The sequence below is a fragment of the Burkholderia sp. FL-7-2-10-S1-D7 genome, from assembly GCF_001524185.1.
GTDB classification, from domain to species: Bacteria; Pseudomonadota; Gammaproteobacteria; order Burkholderiales; family Burkholderiaceae; genus Burkholderia; species Burkholderia diffusa.
The window spans coordinates 1-16,593 of sequence record NZ_LOWY01000068.1 but is presented as its reverse complement, the minus strand read 5'-3'; the positions used below and the strand labels follow the sequence as shown (position 1 = coordinate 16,593).

Here is a 16,593-nt window from a genome sequence, read left to right as displayed (position 1 = left end):
TCGGCATGAGCGGACCACACATCCTGCGCGTCGAGCGCCTGACCCGCGAGGCGTTCGCGCCGTTCGGCGACGTGATCGCGCTCGAAGGCGCGCGGCACTTCCCGATCAACGGCGGCACGACCGAGCGCTTCCACGATCTCGCGACGATCGACGTCTGCGCGGACGGCGGCCGGCCGCTCGTCAGCGTGTTTCGCGCGCAGCCGCGCGCGCTGCCGGTCGCGATCACGCTGATGGAGCGCCATCCTCACGGCAGCCAGGCGTTCATTCCGCTCGCGGCCGTGTCGCGCTACGCGATCGTCGTCGCGCCGGCCGGCGAGTTCCGGCCCGACGCGATGCGCGCGTTTCTCGCCGAAGGCTGGCAGGGCGTGAACTACGCAAAGGGCGTCTGGCACCATCCGCTGCTCGCGCTCGACGCGGTCAGCGACTTCGTGATCGTCGACCGCGGCGGCCCGCAGCCGAACTGCGACGAGATTCCGCTCGACGGCGCGTGGACGCTCGAGTTCGCGCCGGCGTGCGCGAGCGCAGCCTGACGCGCGGCGAAGGGGGCATCGGGCGTCGAGCATCGCGCACCGTGGGGCGGCGGCATGGCTCGCCGCTCACAATTGGAAACTTTCCCGAGCCGGCCCGCCCGCAACGTGCGGGCCTTTTTCATTCCGATCCCGAAAACAACACGGCCCGGGCGGCGGGATGCCGGCCGGGCCGTGGCGCAGGCGTGATGCGTGCGGATCAGTGCTTGCGGTGCGGGCAGTTCTCGGTCGTGCAGGAGCCGTACATCGCGAGCGAGTGTTCCTGGAGCCGGAAGCCGCGTTCCTTCGCGATCGCCTGCTGGCGGCCTTCGATCTCGGCGTCGAAGAATTCCTCGACGCGGCCGCAATCGAGGCAGACGAGGTGATCGTGGTGCGAGCCTTCGTTCAGTTCGAACACGGCCTTGCCGGATTCGAAGTTGCTGCGCGTGAGCAGGCCGGCCTGCTCGAACTGCGTCAGCACGCGGTAAACGGTGGCGAGCCCGATGTCGAGCTGCTCGTTGAGCAGATTGCGGTAGACGTCTTCGGCCGTCAGGTGACGCACCGGGCTTTGCTGGAAGATCTCGAGAATCTTGAGGCGCGGTAGGGTGGCCTTTAGCCCGATATTCTTGAGATCCGTCGGATTGGTCATGGCTAGGCATCCCTAGAGTACAATGCAGGGCTTCAATGTTACCGGCTTTTCGCCGTTCCAGAAACACGCGCGGCCCGCGACGCGGGCCTGCACGGTGACGGAAATGTTCCCGGAATCTCTTTCGCACCTTCAGAGGAGTCGCATGCGGAGTGCCATCATCGCTGCCGCCGCCGTTGCCGCGCTGGCTGGTTGTTCGTCGTACGACAGCGTGACGCAGCGTATCGCGCAGAGCATCACGCCCTATCGGATCACTGTCGTGCAGGGCAACTTCGTGTCGCAGGAGAAGGCCGCGCAGCTGCAGGCCGGAATGACGCGCGAGCAGGTCCGCGCGCTGCTCGGCACGCCGCTGCTGTCGGACATGTTTCATGCCGACCGCTGGGATTACCTCTTTTACTTCAAGCGCGGCTCCACGTCGGTCGTCCAGCAGCGCGACCTCGTGCTGACGTTCTCGGCCGATCGCCTCGCGAGCTGGACGGGTGCCGAGAACCTGCCTTCCGAACTCGATTTGCTGGCCGATATCGACGGCGATCGCGGCGGCAAGAAGGCGAAGGCGGCGGCTGCGGCGAAGAAGGCGTCCGAAGCCGCTGCTGCCGCGAGCGCCGCGCAGGCGGCCGCGACCGCGACCGCGACCGCGACCGCGACCGCATCCACCGAGCCGGTTTCCGGCGTGGCGGTCGATCAGGATGCCAACGCCCAGGCGGCGCGCGCGGCGAACCGCGCGACCAACCAGGTGTCGGGGCAGGGCACGACCGCCCGCCGCTTCACGCCGTCCGCGCAGGCTTCGGGCGGCGCGCCGGTGCCGGGCGGCCAGCCGCCGGGCGCCGCGCCGGCGATCCAGCCGCAATTCCAGTTCCATCGCCCGCCGCAGCCGAACGTGTCGAACGAGGCGTCGCCGCCGGTCGGCCCGCAGGGTTCGGACAACCTGCAGAACCAGCCGCTCACCGCGCCGGCCCAGTCGCAGTAAGCGGCCCGCGAGCGGAAACAGGGCGGCAAGCGCCGCCCGCCTTTAGACCTGTCGTGTAGAAAGCCATGAAGATTGCGATTGCCGGTGCATCGGGCCGTATGGGCCGGATGCTGATCGAAGCCGTTCTCAACGATTCCGACGCGCAGCTCGTCGGCGCGCTCGACCGCGCCGATTCGCCGTTCCTCGGTCAGGACGCGGGCGCGTTCCTCGGCAAGGAAACCGGGATCAAGCTGACCGACGACCTCGACGCCGTATTCGCGCAGGCCGACTACCTGATCGACTTTACGCGGCCGGAAGGCACGATCGCGCACGTCGCGGCCGCGCTGCGCCACGACGTGAAGCTCGTGATCGGCACGACCGGCTTCACCGCCGAGCAGAAGGCCGAGCTGCAGGCCGCGGCAGGCAAGATCGGCATCGTGTTCGCGGCGAACATGAGCGTCGGCGTGAACGTCACGCTGAAGCTGCTCGAATTCGCGGCAAAGCATTTCTCGCACGGCTACGACATCGAGATCATCGAGGCGCACCACCGTCACAAGGTCGACGCGCCGTCGGGCACCGCGCTGATGATGGGCGAGGCCGTTGCCGGCGCGCTCGGGCGCTCGCTCGACGAATGCGCGGTGTACGGCCGCCAGGGCGTGACGGGCGAACGCGATCCGTCGACGATCGGCTTTGCGGCCGTGCGCGGCGGCGACATCGTCGGCGATCACACCGTGCTGTTCGCCGGGATCGGCGAACGGATCGAGATCACGCACAAGTCGTCGAGCCGCGTATCGTACGCGCAGGGCGCGCTGCGTGCGGTCCGCTTCCTGTCGGCGCGCGGCGCCGGCCTGTTCGACATGCAGGACGTGCTCGGCCTGCGCTGACCCTCACGGGGAAACTCCGATGGCGATTCCCACCGGCGTTGTCCACTACCTCGAAAGCGGCGATGCGATCACGCACGCCGTCGCCTACGTGCTGCTGGCGATGTCCGTCGCCAGCTGGTGCTTCCTCCTCATGAAAGCCTGGCTGCTGGTCCGCGCGAAGCGCCAGGGGCCGCGGGCGCTCGCCTCGTTCTGGCGCGCGGCGTCGCTCGACGCGGGCATCGCCGCGCTCGCCGGTGCCGATCGCGAGCGCGTGTTCGTACCGCTCGCCGAAGCGGCGCGCGATGCGGCCGACGAACATGATCCGGCCGCGCTCGCCGCGCGTGTCGAGCGCAGCGAACGCGTGCTGCGCGCGCTGCGTCACGCGATGCTGCGCTCGCAGCGCCGTCTCGAGTTCGGTCAGGTGCTGCTCGCGTCGATCGGCAGCACCGCGCCGTTCGTCGGCCTGCTCGGCACCGTATGGGGCATCTATCACGCGCTCGGCAGCATCGCTGCGAGCGGGCAGGCGCAGATCGAGAACGTCGCGGGGCCGGTCGGCGAGGCGCTGATCATGACCGCGTTCGGGCTCGTCGTCGCGATCCCCGCGGTGCTCGCCTACAACATCCTCGGGCGGCTCGTACGCCAGCTCGCCGAGGAACTCGACGGCTTCGCGCGCGACCTGCACGTGTTCGTGTGCGCGCAGGAAGCCTGACGCGCGCATTCCGGAGGAGCGACCATGGCATTCGGCGGACTGGAGCACCACAAGACGTCCGCGCCGATGGCGGAGATCAACATGACGCCGCTGATCGACGTGATGCTCGTGCTGCTCGTCATCTTCATCATCACCGCGCCGCTGATGACGCACGCGATCCGGCTCGACCTGCCGAAGGTCGCGGCGAGTGTCGCGCGCGACACGCCGCAGTCGGTCACGCTGTCGATCGACGACGCCGGCAAACTCTACTGGGACGACGCGCCCGTCGCACTCGACGCGCTGCCGGCGCGCTTCCGCGCCGCCGCCGCGGGCGCCGCGCCGCCCGAGTTGCGGCTGCGCGCATCGCGCGCGACCCGCTACGAGGTGATCGCGCAGGTGATGGGCGCCGCGCAGGCCGCGGGCCTCACGCGGATCGGCTTCGTCACCGACGTGCCGCCGGCGGGCGCCGCCGCACCGGCGGCCACGGGCGCGGCACGCTGACGCGCAGCCCGCCCGCGCGCCCGGGCGGGCAAGAATGCATGGCCGGCCCGCGAGACCGGCCGTCCCGCCCGCCACGGACGGTATAATCGTCGTTTCCGCCCGGTTGGCAGGGTTTCGCCGGGTAACCTGGAGACCCTCCGGGTTACCCGGCGAATATCCGGAACCATGCGGCAGGCCCGAGAACCGTGAGCCTGCTCCCGCCGCCGGGCTGCCCGATTTCGTCCACTTCCGCGTGCCCGCCTCGTGGCGCGCCGCTTAAAGCCTAGTCCGAACCACACCATGCACGAGAGATACGTACCCGCCGACGTCGAAGCCGCCGCCCAGGGCGACTGGCGCGCAGCCGATGCCTACAAGACGAAGGAAGACTCGCAGAAGCCGAAGTTCTACTGCGTGTCGATGCTGCCGTACCCGTCCGGCAAGCTGCACATGGGTCACGTGCGCAACTACACGATCAACGACGTGATGTACCGCTATCTGCGGATGAACGGCTACAACACGCTGATGCCGATGGGCTGGGATGCGTTCGGGATGCCGGCCGAGAACGCCGCGATGGCGAACGGCGTGCCGCCCGCGAAGTGGACCTACGACAACATCGACTACATGAAGGGCCAGATGCAGTCGATGGGCCTCGCGATCGACTGGTCGCGCGAGATCGCGACGTGCAAGCCCGACTACTACAAGTGGAACCAGTGGCTGTTCCTGAAGATGCTCGAGAAGGGCATCGCGTACAAGAAGACGGGCACCGTGAACTGGGACCCGGTCGACCAGACCGTGCTCGCGAACGAGCAGGTGATCGACGGCCGCGGCTGGCGCTCGGGCGCGCTCGTCGAGAAGCGCGAGATCCCGATGTACTACCTGCGCATCACGCAGTACGCGGATGAGCTGCTGAACGATCTCGACGGCCTCGGCTGGCCCGAGCGCGTGAAGATCATGCAGCAGAACTGGATCGGCAAGAGCTTCGGCGTGAACTTCGGCTTCCCGTACGAACTCGACGGCGAGAAGAAGCTGCTGCGCGTGTTCACGACGCGTGCCGACACGATCATGGGCGTCACGTTCTGCGCGATCGCGGCCGAGCACCCGCTCGCCACGCGCCTGGCGCAGGGCAAGCCGGAACTGCAGGCGTTCATCGACGAATGCAAGCGCGGCGGCGTCGCCGAGGCCGACGTCGCGACGATGGAGAAGAAGGGCGTCGCGACGGGCTTCTCGGTCACGCATCCGCTGACCGGCGAGCCGGTCGAGGTGTGGATCGGCAACTACGTGCTGATGAGCTATGGCGAAGGCGCGGTGATGGGCGTGCCGGGCCACGACGAGCGCGATTTCGCGTTCGCGAAGAAATACGACCTGCCGATCAAGCAGGTGATCGCGGCCGAAGGCCAGGAGTACTCGCTCGACGCATGGCAGGAGTGGTACGGCGACAAGGAAGTCGCAGCCTGCGTGAACAGCGGCAAGTACGACGGCCTGCGCTACGCGGAAGCCGTCGACGCGGTCGCGGCCGACCTGAAGGCCGGCGGTTTCGGCGACAAGCAGGTCACGTGGCGCCTGCGCGACTGGGGCGTATCGCGCCAGCGCTACTGGGGCACGCCGATCCCGATCATCCACTGCCCGTCGTGCGGCGACGTGCCGGTGCCCGAGCAGGATCTGCCCGTCGTGCTGCCGGAAGACCTCGTGCCGGACGGCTCGGGCAACCCGCTCGCGAAGTCGGAAGCGTTCCTGAACTGCACGTGCCCGAAGTGCGGCGCGGCCGCGAAGCGCGAAACCGACACGATGGACACGTTCGTCGATTCGTCGTGGTACTTCTCGCGCTACACGGCGCCGGATGCCGAGACGATGGTCGACGCGCGCACCGATTACTGGATGCCGATGGATCAGTACATCGGCGGCATCGAGCATGCGATCCTGCACCTGCTGTATTCGCGTTTCTGGACCAAGGTGATGCGCGACCTCGGCCTCGTGAAGTTCGGCGAGCCGGCCAAGAACCTGCTGACGCAGGGCATGGTGCTGAACGAGACGTTCTACCGTGAAGACGCTTCCGGCAAGAAGACCTGGTACAACCCGGCCGACGTGACGGTCACGCACGACGACAAGGGCCGCCCGGTCGGCGCGACGCTGAACACGGACGGCCAGCCGGTCGTGCTTGGCGGCATCGAGAAGATGTCGAAGTCGAAGAACAACGGCGTCGATCCGCAGGTGCTGATCGACCAGTACGGCGCCGATACCGCGCGCCTGTTCACGATGTTCGCCGCACCGCCCGAGCAGCAGCTCGAGTGGTCGGGCGCGGGCGTCGAGGGCGCGAGCCGCTTCCTGCGTCGCGTGTGGAGCTTCGGCGCGACGAATCGTGAAGCGCTCGCCGCGCGTGCGGGCTTCGACGCGGCCGCGCTCGGCGATGCCGACAAGGCACTGCGCCGCGAGATCTACAGCGTGCTGAAGCAGGCTGATTTCGACTACCAGCGTCTGCAATACAACACGGTCGTGTCGGCCGCGATGAAGATGCTGAACGCGATCGACGGCGCGAAGGGCGCGACGCCCGGCGTGCTGCGCGAAACGTACGGCGTGCTGCTGCGCGTGCTGTACCCGGTCGTGCCGCACGTCACGTTCGAGCTGTGGAAGGCGCTCGGCTACGCGGATGAATTCGGCTCGCTGCTCGACGCACCGTGGCCGAAGGTCGACGAGGCCGCGCTCGAGCAGGCCGAGATCGAACTCGTGCTGCAGGTGAACGGCAAGGTGCGCGGCGCGCTGAAGGTCGCGAAGGACGCGAGCCGCGAGGCGATCGAAGCAGCGGCGGTGGCCGACGATGCGTTCGCGAAGTTCAGCGACGGCAAGCCGGCGAAGAAGATCGTCGTCGTGCCGGGCCGCCTCGTGAACATCGTCGTCTGACGGCCGCCGGCCGTCTGACGTACCCAGAAGGAGCGAAGGTGATCCGCAGATCGTTTTTGATGCTCGTCGGCAGCGCGGTCGCGCTGTCGGCATGCGGCTTCCAGCTGCGCGGCCAGCAGGACTATGCGTTCAAGCACCTGCTGGTGGCCGGCGCGCCCGCGCCCGTCGAGGCGCGGCTGACGCGTCTCGTCGAGGCCGGCAGCGACACGAAGATCGTCAAGTCGGCGGACGACGCCGACGCCGTGCTGCGCATGTGGGAGTCGCGCGGACAGAACACGCTGACGCTCAACAAGTACGGGTCGGCGCAGGAATACGCGCTGTTCTATACGCTGAACTACACGCTGACGAGCAAGGACGGCACCGTGCTGATCCCGCCGAGCGCGATCGCGCTGAACCGCGCGATGACGTACAGCGACCAGTACACGAACGCGAAGGCGCAGGAAGCCGACATCCTGTACGCGGACATGGAGAACGACGCGGTCGACCAGCTGATGCGGCGTCTTGCGATCGTCCACTCGCTGACGCCGGCGCCGGAGGACGTGGTGCCGGGCGTTGCACCGGGCGCGCCGCTGCCGCCGCCGCCGCTCTGATCGCCCGCGCACGCACCGATGCAATTGCGACTTGATGCGCTGGAGCCGCACCTCGCGAAGGGGTTGGCCGGGCTCTACACCGTCTACGGCGACGAGCCGCTGCTCGCGCAGGAAGCGTGCGACCGCATTCGTGCGGCCGCGCGCGCGGCCGGCTTCACCGAACGTTCGGTGCATACGGTCGAGCGCGGCTTCGACTGGAGCGTGCTGCTCGGCGCGACCCAGGCGATGTCGCTGTTCGGCGAGCGTCAGCTGATCGAGTTGCGCATTCCGTCGGGCAAGCCCGGCAAGGAAGGCGCCGACGCGCTCAAGACGCTCGCGGCGACCCCCAATCCCGACGCGCTGATGCTCGTCACGTTGCCGCGCCTTGATGCGGCAACGCAGAAATCCGCGTGGTTTACCGCGCTGCAGAACGGCGGCGTCGCGCTGAAGATCGATCCGGTCGACCGCGCGCAACTGCCGAACTGGATCGGCCAGCGTCTGTCGATGCAGGGCCAGCGCGTCGCGGCCGGCGACGATGGCCGGCGCGCGCTGCAGTTCATCGCGGAGCGCGTCGAGGGCAACCTGCTCGCCGCGCACCAGGAAATCCAGAAGCTTGGGCTGCTCTATCCGCAGGGCGTGTTGTCGTTCGAGCAGGTGCACGACGCGGTGTTGAACGTCGCGCGCTACGACGTCTTCAAGCTGAATGAGGCGATGCTCGCGGGCGACGCAGCCCGGCTCGCACGGATGATCGACGGGTTGAAGGGCGAGGGCGAGGCAATCGTGCTCGTGATGTGGGCCGTCGTCGAGGAATTGCGCACGCTGTTGCGGATCAAGCGCGGGGCGACGGCCGGCAAGCCGCTCGCCACGCTGCTGCGCGAGAACCGAGTGTGGGGGCCGCGCGAACGGCTGATCGGCCCCGCGCTGAACCGCGTGTCGGAGGCGGTTCTCGAGAAGGCGCTCGCGTTCGCCGCGAAGCTCGACCGGCAGGTGAAGGGGCTGTCGGCCGTCGCGCCGGGCCGCCGCACGCAGGACGATCCGCCGCCCGATCCGTGGGACGGCCTGTTCCAGCTCGCGATGACCGTCGCGGGCGCGCGCGGCGAGCGACCGCCGACCGCGGGTCGCGTGCGTCGTTAAGCCCCGTCCGGGCCTTCAGCGCACGCATCGCAACCCGCTTACAATGTTTCGATCGCTGGCGCGGCCCGCTTGCCGCCGCGCTCCACGCTCCCCACGAATTCACGCCGCGCCAAGCGGCTCGCTTTTCGAGTCACACGATGGATATCGACCAGTACATGACGGACCTGGGCCGCCGTGCCCGGCACGCTTCCCGCGCGATGGCGCGCGCCAGCACGGCCGCGAAGAACGCGGCGCTCGACGCCGTCGCACGCGCGATCGAGCGCGACGCGCAGGCGCTGAAGGATGCGAATGCACGCGACGTCGCCCGTGCCCGCGAAAAGGGGCTCGATGCGGCGTTCATCGACCGCCTGACGCTGTCGGACAAGGCGCTGAAGACGATGGTCGAAGGCCTGCGCCAGGTTGCGTCGCTGGCCGATCCGATCGGCGAGATCGGCAACCTCAAGTACCGCCCGAGCGGGATCCAGGTCGGCCAGATGCGCGTGCCGCTCGGTGTGATCGGCATCATCTACGAGTCGCGCCCGAACGTGACGATCGATGCGGCCGCGCTGTGCCTGAAGTCGGGTAACGCGACGATCCTGCGTGGCGGCTCCGAGGCGCTCGAATCGAACGCGGCGCTCGCGAAGCTGATCGGCGAAGGGCTCGAGGCGGCCGGCCTGCCGCAGGATGCCGTGCAGGTCGTCGCGACGGCCGATCGCGCGGCGGTCGGCAAGCTGATCACGATGACCGAATACGTCGACGTGATCGTGCCGCGCGGCGGCAAGAGCCTGATCGAGCGCCTGATCAACGAGGCACGCGTGCCGATGATCAAGCACCTCGATGGTATCTGCCACGTGTATGTCGACGATCGTGCCGATCTCGCCAAGGCGCTGACGGTGTGCGACAACGCGAAGACGCACCGCTACGGCACCTGCAACACGATGGAAACGTTGCTCGTTTCGAGCGGCATCGCGGCGACGCTGTTGCCGCCGCTCGGCAAGCTGTATCGCGACAAGCAGGTCGAGCTGCGCGTCGATGCGGCCGCGCGCGCGGTACTCGCCGAGGCGGGCATCGGGCCGCTCGTCGACGCCACCGACGAAGACTGGCACACCGAATATCTCGCCCCGGTGCTCGCGATCAAGGTCGTCGACGGCCTCGACGCCGCGATCGAGCACATCAACCATTACGGCTCGCACCACACCGATGCGATCGTCACCGAGGATCACGACCGCGCGATGCGCTTCCTGCGCGAAGTCGATTCGGCCAGCGTGATGGTCAATGCGTCGACGCGCTTCGCGGACGGCTTCGAATTCGGCCTCGGCGCGGAAATCGGCATCTCGAACGACAAACTGCACGCACGCGGCCCCGTCGGCCTGGAAGGGCTCACGTCGCTGAAGTACGTCGTGCTCGGGCACGGCGAAGGCCGTCAGTAACGCGAGGCGCACAACCGATGGCAATGCTCTGGGTCAAGACGTTCCACATCGTTCTGATCGCCGCGTGGTTCGCGGGGTTGTTCTACCTGCCGCGCATCTATGTGAACCTGGCCATGGAGACCGATCCGGCCGCGGTGCGGCGCCTGCTGCTGATGGCGCGCAAGCTGTTCCGCTTCATGACGATGATCGCCGTGCCGGCGCTCGCATGCGGGCTGTGGCTCTGGCTCGTGATCGGCATCGGCCAGGGGCAGGGCTGGATCCACGCGAAGGTGACGGTGGTGCTGCTGCTCATCATCTACCACGCGTATTGCGGACACCTGCTGCGGGTGTTCGAGCGCGGTGAGAACAAGCGCACCGACAAGTGGTATCGCGTGTTCAACGAGCTGCCGGTGCTCGGCATGCTCGCGGCGGTCGCGCTGGTCGTGATCAAGCCGTTCTGAACTTTCCGGCGGCGGCATGCCGGCAGTCGATCGATGCGCAACGGCGCCCCTCGGGGCGCCGTTTTCATTTGCGCGCCGTATGCGTCATTCCTTCGTCGAGTCGTCGATCCGGCGGCGCGTGATCGCTTCCTTCGCGCGGCCGACGCGCTCCATGAGCGCGGGCCCGCGCGACAGCGCAACGCCGACCGCGAGGATGTCGCCGATCGCGAGATGCGACATCCGCGACGTCATCGGCGAGAACACGTCGGTTTCCTCGGCCACGTTCGACGCGAGGCTCACCGTCGCGAGCTTCGCGAGCGGCGAGTGGCTCTGCGTGATCGCGACGACCTTCGCGCCGCACGCGAGCGCTGAGCGCGCGGCATCGACGATATCGCGCGTGCGGCCGGTATTCGAGATCGCGACGACGACGTCGTGCGGCCCGAGCAGCGCCGACGACATCGAGAACGTGTGCGGGTCCGAATACGCGACGCTCGGCACGCCGAGCCGAAAGAACTTGTGCTGGATGTCCTGTGCGGCGATGCCCGAGCCGCCGGCGCCGTAGAACTCGATCCGCGACGCGTTCGACAGCAGGGCGATCGCGTCGGCGACGCTGCCGGCCGACAGGCTGTTGCGCACTTCGATCAGCGCGCCGATCGTGCGGTCGAACACCTTGCCGATGATGCCGGGCGCGGGCTCGTCGGGCTCGACGTCGCGATAGACCGACGACACGCCCGGCGCGACGCTCTGCGCGAGCCGGATCTTGAATTCGCGAAAGCCGCTGCAGCCGAGCGCCTGACAGAAGCGCGCGATGGTCGGCTGGCTGACGCCCGCGCGGGTCGACAGCTCGGTCATGGCGAGGTCAAGCACCTCGCGCGGCGCGGCGAGAATGTAGTCGGCGAGCTTGCGCTCGGACGGGCGCAGGTCGGCGCGGATCGCTTCAATGCGAGGCAGCATGGGACGGCGAATGAAAATCGGGTTCGGATGAGCGAGTGTATCGCAATCGAATTGTAGAAAATCTACGTGAAAATGCTAGCTCCGTCGTCCGCGATTTCTTGGGTGGAAAATGCTGGTGATTAGGGTTTTCACTAGGTAAAGCCTTGCTGGTGGCGGGAATGAGGGTTGCGCGCATGTTGATCCGCATTGCATGCTTGTAGTTTTTCTACTAGACTGACTTCGTTCGTTCGACGCACTCGACCGTCCCCACGATTCCAACCGCCGGTGTCGTCCGGCATACAGGAGCGCCCAGCATGACGTCGCTGCACCCCACTCTGGCGAAAGTCACCGAACGCGTGATCGCCCGCAGCCAATCGACCCGTTCAGCCTATCTGCAGCGCATCGACGGCGCGCAGGGCAAGTTCCCGGCGCGTGGCGCACTGTCGTGCGCGAACCTCGCGCACGGCTTCGCGGGTCTCGAAGGCAGCGACAAGTTCCAGATCAAGGCGATCCGCGAGCCGAACATCGGCATCGTGTCCTCGTACAACGAGATGCTGTCCGCGCACGCGCCGTACAAGGACTTCCCTGACATCATCAAGGTCGCCGCGCGCGAGAACGGCGGCGTCGCGCAGTTCGCGGGCGGCGTGCCCGCGATGTGCGACGGCGTCACGCAAGGCAATCCGGGGATGGAGCTGTCGCTGTTCTCGCGCGAGGCGATCGCGATGGGCACGGCGATCGCGCTCACGCACAACATGTTCGACGCGGCGCTCTGCCTCGGCATCTGCGACAAGATCGTGCCTGGCCTGCTGATCGGCGCGCTCCAGTTCGGCCACCTGCCGACCATCTTCGTGCCGGCCGGCCCGATGACGAGCGGCCTGTCGAACGACGACAAGGCGAAGATCCGCCAGCAATTCGCGACCGGCCAGGTCGGCCGCGACGCGCTGCTCGAAGCGGAATCGGCCGCGTATCACGGCCACGGCACCTGCACGTTCTACGGCACCGCGAACAGCAACCAGATGCTGATGGAACTGATGGGCCTGCACCTGCCGGGTTCGGCGTTCGTTCATCCGCACACGCCGCTGCGTACCGCACTGACCGCCGAAGCCGCGCGCCGCGTGCTCGACCTGACGGTCGAGCGCGGCCAGTACACGCCGATCGGCCATGTGATCGACGAGAAGGCGATCGTCAACGGGATCGTCGCGCTGCTCGCGACGGGCGGCTCGACCAACCACACGCTGCATCTCGTCGCGATCGCGCGCGCGGCCGGCATCCTGATCGACTGGAACGATTTCGACGAGCTGTCGGCGGTCGTGCCGCTGCTCGCGAAGATCTACCCGAACGGCAAGGCCGACGTGAACCATTTCCACGCGGCGGGCGGCGTCGCGTTCCTGGTGCGCAACCTGCTCGAAGGCGGGCTGCTGCACGAAGACGTGACGACCGTCGCAGGCAAGGGCCTGTCGCATTACACGAAGGAGCCGAAGCTGATCGACGGCAAGCTGACGTGGGTCGACGGCACGGCCGAGAGCCACGACACGAAGGTGCTGCGCGGCATTCGCGACCCGTTCCAGCCGGATGGCGGCCTGCGCTTGATGCAGGGCCGGCTCGGCCGCGGCGTGATCAAGATTTCGGCGGTCGCGCCCGAGCACCGCAAGGTGAGCGCGCCCGCGATCGTGTTCGATTCGCAGGAAGCCGTGCAGCAGGCCTTCGATCGCGGCGAGCTGAAGCGCGATTTCGTCGCGGTCGTGCGCTTCCAGGGCGCGCGCGCCAACGGGATGCCCGAGCTGCACCGTTTGACGCCGCTGCTCGGCGTGCTGCAGGATCAGGGCTTCCACGTCGCGCTCGTGACCGACGGCCGCATGTCCGGTGCGTCGGGCAAGGTGCCGGCCGTGATCCACGTGTCGCCGGAGGCGCTGCTGGCCGGCCCGCTCGGCAAGGTCAAGACGGGCGACACGCTCGTGATCGACGCGGAAGCCGGCATCCTCGACATCGAGGTCGACGACGCCGAGTGGCAGGCGCGCCCGGTCGCGCAGCCGCTGCACCAGGCCGAGAACGAGGTCGGTTTCGGTCGCGAACTGTTCGGCGTGTTCCGCGCGGCGGCCGCGCCGGCCGAGCAGGGCGCATCGGTTTTCGGGGCGCTGGTCGGCGAAGCGGCCGTCCGCGTCTCTGCATGAATTTCAAGGAGCGAATTTGATGAAGACGATTGCTGAAATCGTGAAGCTGGGCCCGGTGATTCCGGTGCTCGCATTCGACTCGGTCGAGCAGGGCGAACACGTGTCGCGCGCGTTGCACGCGGGCGGCGTCAAGGTGCTCGAGATCACGCTGCGCACGCCGGCCGGCCTGGAAGCGATCCAGCGCGCGAGCCAGCTCGCGGATGACATCGTCGTCGGCGTCGGCACGATCACGAAGCCCGAGCACTGCGAGCAGGCGAAGCGCGCGGGTGCGAAGTTCGGCGTGTCGCCGGGCCTGACGAAGGACCTGCACCTCGCGTCGCTCGACGCCGGCCTGCCGCTGCTGCCGGGCGTGATGACGCCGAGCGACATCATTCAGGCGCTCGAATTCGGCTACGAGATCGTCAAGTTCTTCCCCGCGCAGCAGGCCGGCGGCGTGCCGATGCTGCAGGCGTTCCACGGCCCGTTCCCGGCGCTGAAGTTCTGCCCGACGGGCGGCATCACGGTCGACACCGCGCCGAATTTCCTGAAGCTGCCGAACGTCGTGTGCGTCGGCGGTTCGTGGCTCACGCCGAAGGCCGCGCTCGCCGCGCAGGACTGGGCCGAGGTCACGCGTCTCGCGCAAGCCGCGAGCCAGCTTCATCGTTAATACTTGTACGAAATGATAAGGGCCCGTTCGCGCCCGTAACGGGGCTTGCGAACGTCACGTCCTTGACCCTCGGCAAACAAGCGCTTAATGCTTGTTTTACCGAGGGTTTTTGCTGATGGAACCGGTTCTATCCGTGGACCGTAAAGATAAGTAAAATTCAGCGTCCTCACGGGGTGGGTGCCCCCCGTGTTTCGGAGACCTGCATAGCCGGGCATACTCGCAACAGCTCGCCCGGTTTCGAACAATTCAAGGAGGAGTGCCACATGGGGGCTGTCCAAGGCAGCATGCTGCTCGTATTCACGCTGATCGCGATTGCCGCGCTGATCCTGATGATCGCGCGCTACAAGATCTACCCGTTCCTGGTGCTGATCATCGTTTCGCTGGGCCTGGGTCTCGTCGTCGGCATGCCGATGGACAAGATCGTCAAGTCCTTCGAAACGGGCACGGGCGGCACGCTCGGCCACATCGCGATCGTCGTCGGTCTCGGCACGATGCTCGGCAAGATGATGGCCGAATCGGGCGGCGCCGAACGGATCGCGACCACGCTGATCGACTGGTTCGGTGAAAAGAACATCCACTGGGCGATGATGTTCGTCGCGATCATCGTCGGCCTGCCGGTGTTCTTCGAAGTCGGCTTCGTGCTGCTGATCCCGATCGCGTTCAACGTCGCGAAGCGCACCGGCAAATCGCTGCTCGTCGTCGGTCTGCCGATGGTGGCCGGCCTGTCCGTCGTGCACGGGCTGATTCCGCCGCACCCGGCCGCGCTGCTGGCCGTTCAGCAATACGGCGCCGATATCGGCAAGACGATCGCGTTCGGCCTGATCGTCGGCGTGCCGACCGCGATCATCGCCGGTCCGCTGTTCGCGCTGATGATCTCGAAGTTCGTGAAGCTGCCGGAAAACAACCCGCTCGCAGCGCAGTTCGTCGATACGCACACGGACGGTCGCAAGCGCGAGCTGCCGAGTTTCGGCATCACGCTGTTCACGATCCTGCTGCCCGTCGTGCTGATGCTCGTCGGCAGCTGGGCCGACCTGGTGTTCGCACCGAAGTCGCTGCCGAACAACCTGCTGCGCTTTGCCGGCAACTCCGACGTCGCGCTGCTGATCGCCGTGCTGGTGAGCTTCTTCACGTTCGGCAAGCTGCAGGGCTTCAACCGCGACCAGATCCAGAAGTTCTGCGGCGAGTGCCTGGCGCCGATCGCCGGCATCACGCTGATCGTCGGTGCGGGCGGCGGCTTCGGCGGCGTCCTGCGCGACAGCGGGATCTCGCAGCAGATCGTCGAGACCGCGAAGCACGCGCACCTGTCGCCGCTGCTGCTCGGCTGGTTCGTCGCGGCGCTGATGCGTCTGGCAACGGGTTCGGCGACGGTCGCGATGACGACGGCCTGCGGCATCGTCGCGCCGATCGCGGCGGCGTCGGGCGCGGCGGTTCGTCCGGAGCTGCTCGTGCTCGCGACGGGCTCCGGCTCGCTGATCTTCTCGCATGTGAACGACGGCGGCTTCTGGCTGATCAAGGAATATTTCGGGATGACGGTCGGCCAGACGTTCAAGACCTGGTCGCTGCTTGAAACCATCATCTCGGTGCTCGGTCTGAGCTTTACGCTGCTGCTGAGCGTGGTTTTGTAACAAGGGGTAGTCAATGATTCTGATCGCAATGGGCGTGTCGGGCGCGGGCAAATCGCGAATCGGCGAAATGCTGGCAGAACGCCTGTCGTGCAGCTATACCGATGGCGACGCGTTTCACAGCGCGGCGAACAAGGAAAAGATGCACAACGGCATTCCGCTCACCGACGACGACCGCTGGCCGTGGCTGCGCACGATCCGTGCGGCCATCGAGGAGAAGCAGCGTGCCGGCGAGACCGCCGTGTTCACCTGCTCGTCGCTGAAGCGGTCGTACCGCGACGTGCTGCGCGGCTCCGATACCGACGTGCGGTTCGTGTATCTGAAGGGTTCGTTCGAGGTGTTGCACGAGCGCCTGAAGACCCGCACCGGCCATTTCTTCGATCCGTCGCTGCTCAAGAGCCAGCTCGACACGCTCGAGGAACCGGGCCCGGACGAAGCGATCGTGGTCAGCATCGAGCTGACGCCCGAGCAGATCGTCGATCAGGTCATGCTGAAGCTGGGTATCGCGCAGCAACATTGAGCGCGGTTCGCTGCAATCGTCATGCAGCAGTGAAAAAGGCGCCCCTCGGGGCTAATGCCGTTCAGTTAAGCAGCTGAACGGCATTTTTTATTTTAGGGAAGGATTGGTTGTAAACGCTGCGCTGAGATGTTAACTTTTGGCGTGAT

Annotated in this window: 16 protein-coding genes; 14 read left to right on the top strand and 2 right to left on the bottom strand. The window is 67.2% G+C overall.

Going from position 1 to position 16,593, the window contains the following annotated elements; genetic code table 11:
* Positions 1 to 5 precede the first annotated feature (5 nt).
* Positions 6 to 530 carry an ureidoglycolate lyase gene (locus tag WS75_RS20435; RefSeq protein ID WP_059682576.1) on the top strand — a complete coding sequence of 175 codons (525 nt, stop codon included), beginning with the start codon at positions 6 to 8 and terminating at the stop codon, positions 528 to 530.
* 196 nt (positions 531 to 726) lie between these two features.
* Here WS75_RS20435 and fur read toward each other — a convergent pair whose 3' ends face one another.
* The gene (gene fur / locus WS75_RS20430) at positions 727 to 1,155 is read right to left on the bottom strand and encodes a ferric iron uptake transcriptional regulator (RefSeq protein WP_011350926.1); all 429 of its coding nucleotides are present in this window, start codon (positions 1,153 to 1,155) and stop codon (positions 727 to 729) included.
* A 142-nt stretch (positions 1,156 to 1,297) separates the two neighbouring features.
* Between fur and WS75_RS20425 the strand changes: the two genes are divergently transcribed.
* From WS75_RS20425 to WS75_RS20385, 9 genes are all read left to right on the top strand, one after another.
* The gene (locus tag WS75_RS20425) at positions 1,298 to 2,119 is read left to right on the top strand and encodes an outer membrane protein assembly factor BamE (RefSeq protein WP_059682574.1); all 822 of its coding nucleotides are present in this window, start codon (positions 1,298 to 1,300) and stop codon (positions 2,117 to 2,119) included.
* 65 nt (positions 2,120 to 2,184) lie between these two features.
* Positions 2,185 to 2,982 carry a 4-hydroxy-tetrahydrodipicolinate reductase gene (gene dapB / locus WS75_RS20420; protein ID WP_059608229.1) on the top strand — a complete coding sequence of 266 codons (798 nt, stop codon included), beginning with the start codon at positions 2,185 to 2,187 and terminating at the stop codon, positions 2,980 to 2,982.
* A 19-nt stretch (positions 2,983 to 3,001) separates the two neighbouring features.
* On the top strand, positions 3,002 to 3,670 hold the full coding sequence (locus tag WS75_RS20415) for a MotA/TolQ/ExbB proton channel family protein (protein WP_059682572.1): 669 nt from the start codon (positions 3,002 to 3,004) through the stop codon (positions 3,668 to 3,670).
* A 24-nt stretch (positions 3,671 to 3,694) separates the two neighbouring features.
* Positions 3,695 to 4,150, top strand: coding sequence for an ExbD/TolR family protein (locus tag WS75_RS20410; protein WP_059682570.1), 456 nt, complete (start codon positions 3,695 to 3,697; stop codon positions 4,148 to 4,150).
* Positions 4,151 to 4,429: 279 nt separating this feature from the next.
* Positions 4,430 to 7,024: a leucine--tRNA ligase gene (leuS, locus tag WS75_RS20405; protein WP_059682568.1), complete on the top strand. Its 2,595-nt coding sequence runs from the start codon at positions 4,430 to 4,432 to the stop codon at positions 7,022 to 7,024.
* A 38-nt stretch (positions 7,025 to 7,062) separates the two neighbouring features.
* Positions 7,063 to 7,614: an LPS-assembly lipoprotein LptE gene (locus tag WS75_RS20400; RefSeq protein ID WP_059682566.1), complete on the top strand. Its 552-nt coding sequence runs from the start codon at positions 7,063 to 7,065 to the stop codon at positions 7,612 to 7,614.
* Positions 7,615 to 7,632: 18 nt separating this feature from the next.
* Positions 7,633 to 8,727 carry a DNA polymerase III subunit delta gene (holA, locus tag WS75_RS20395; protein WP_059682564.1) on the top strand — a complete coding sequence of 365 codons (1,095 nt, stop codon included), beginning with the start codon at positions 7,633 to 7,635 and terminating at the stop codon, positions 8,725 to 8,727.
* A gap of 137 nt (positions 8,728 to 8,864) precedes the next feature.
* Positions 8,865 to 10,136, top strand: a complete 1,272-nt coding sequence (locus WS75_RS20390) for a glutamate-5-semialdehyde dehydrogenase (RefSeq protein WP_059682562.1) — start codon at positions 8,865 to 8,867, stop codon at positions 10,134 to 10,136.
* Positions 10,137 to 10,153: 17 nt separating this feature from the next.
* Positions 10,154 to 10,576 (top strand): CopD family protein, encoded by a 423-nt coding sequence (locus WS75_RS20385; RefSeq protein ID WP_156429839.1) that lies wholly within the window; start codon positions 10,154 to 10,156, stop codon positions 10,574 to 10,576.
* Positions 10,577 to 10,660: 84 nt separating this feature from the next.
* Here the strand turns inward: WS75_RS20385 and WS75_RS20380 are convergent, their stop codons facing one another.
* Positions 10,661 to 11,509 carry a MurR/RpiR family transcriptional regulator gene (locus WS75_RS20380; protein ID WP_059682558.1) on the bottom strand — a complete coding sequence of 283 codons (849 nt, stop codon included), beginning with the start codon at positions 11,507 to 11,509 and terminating at the stop codon, positions 10,661 to 10,663.
* A gap of 293 nt (positions 11,510 to 11,802) precedes the next feature.
* Between WS75_RS20380 and edd the strand changes: the two genes are divergently transcribed.
* From edd to WS75_RS20360, 4 genes are all read left to right on the top strand, one after another.
* Positions 11,803 to 13,659, top strand: coding sequence for a phosphogluconate dehydratase (gene edd / locus WS75_RS20375; protein ID WP_059682556.1), 1,857 nt, complete (start codon positions 11,803 to 11,805; stop codon positions 13,657 to 13,659).
* A 19-nt stretch (positions 13,660 to 13,678) separates the two neighbouring features.
* Positions 13,679 to 14,305: a bifunctional 4-hydroxy-2-oxoglutarate aldolase/2-dehydro-3-deoxy-phosphogluconate aldolase gene (gene eda, locus WS75_RS20370; RefSeq protein ID WP_059465387.1), complete on the top strand. Its 627-nt coding sequence runs from the start codon at positions 13,679 to 13,681 to the stop codon at positions 14,303 to 14,305.
* A 263-nt stretch (positions 14,306 to 14,568) separates the two neighbouring features.
* The gene (locus WS75_RS20365) at positions 14,569 to 15,930 is read left to right on the top strand and encodes a GntP family permease (RefSeq protein WP_059535304.1); all 1,362 of its coding nucleotides are present in this window, start codon (positions 14,569 to 14,571) and stop codon (positions 15,928 to 15,930) included.
* A gap of 13 nt (positions 15,931 to 15,943) precedes the next feature.
* A complete protein-coding gene (locus WS75_RS20360; protein ID WP_059682553.1) occupies positions 15,944 to 16,447 on the top strand; it encodes a gluconokinase in 504 nt (167 codons plus the stop codon).
* Positions 16,448 to 16,593: the final 146 nt, after the last annotated feature.

Bases quoted from the DNA above. Each gene is read 5' to 3' on its own strand.
- leuS (WP_059682568.1), top strand. From the start codon at position 4,430: ATGCACGAGAGATACGTACCCGCCGACGTCGAAGCCGCCGCCCAGGGC.
- dapB (WP_059608229.1), top strand. From the start codon at position 2,185: ATGAAGATTGCGATTGCCGGTGCATCGGGCCGTATGGGCCGGATGCTG.
- edd (WP_059682556.1), top strand. From the start codon at position 11,803: ATGACGTCGCTGCACCCCACTCTGGCGAAAGTCACCGAACGCGTGATC.
- WS75_RS20415 (WP_059682572.1), top strand. From the start codon at position 3,002: ATGGCGATTCCCACCGGCGTTGTCCACTACCTCGAAAGCGGCGATGCG.
- fur (WP_011350926.1), bottom strand. From the start codon at position 1,155: ATGACCAATCCGACGGATCTCAAGAATATCGGGCTAAAGGCCACCCTA.
- WS75_RS20360 (WP_059682553.1), top strand. From the start codon at position 15,944: ATGATTCTGATCGCAATGGGCGTGTCGGGCGCGGGCAAATCGCGAATC.
- WS75_RS20425 (WP_059682574.1), top strand. From the start codon at position 1,298: ATGCGGAGTGCCATCATCGCTGCCGCCGCCGTTGCCGCGCTGGCTGGT.
- WS75_RS20385 (WP_156429839.1), top strand. From the start codon at position 10,154: ATGGCAATGCTCTGGGTCAAGACGTTCCACATCGTTCTGATCGCCGCG.
- eda (WP_059465387.1), top strand. From the start codon at position 13,679: ATGAAGACGATTGCTGAAATCGTGAAGCTGGGCCCGGTGATTCCGGTG.
- holA (WP_059682564.1), top strand. From the start codon at position 7,633: ATGCAATTGCGACTTGATGCGCTGGAGCCGCACCTCGCGAAGGGGTTG.
- WS75_RS20380 (WP_059682558.1), bottom strand. From the start codon at position 11,509: ATGCTGCCTCGCATTGAAGCGATCCGCGCCGACCTGCGCCCGTCCGAG.
- WS75_RS20365 (WP_059535304.1), top strand. From the start codon at position 14,569: ATGGGGGCTGTCCAAGGCAGCATGCTGCTCGTATTCACGCTGATCGCG.
- WS75_RS20435 (WP_059682576.1), top strand. From the start codon at position 6: ATGAGCGGACCACACATCCTGCGCGTCGAGCGCCTGACCCGCGAGGCG.
- WS75_RS20410 (WP_059682570.1), top strand. From the start codon at position 3,695: ATGGCATTCGGCGGACTGGAGCACCACAAGACGTCCGCGCCGATGGCG.
- WS75_RS20390 (WP_059682562.1), top strand. From the start codon at position 8,865: ATGGATATCGACCAGTACATGACGGACCTGGGCCGCCGTGCCCGGCAC.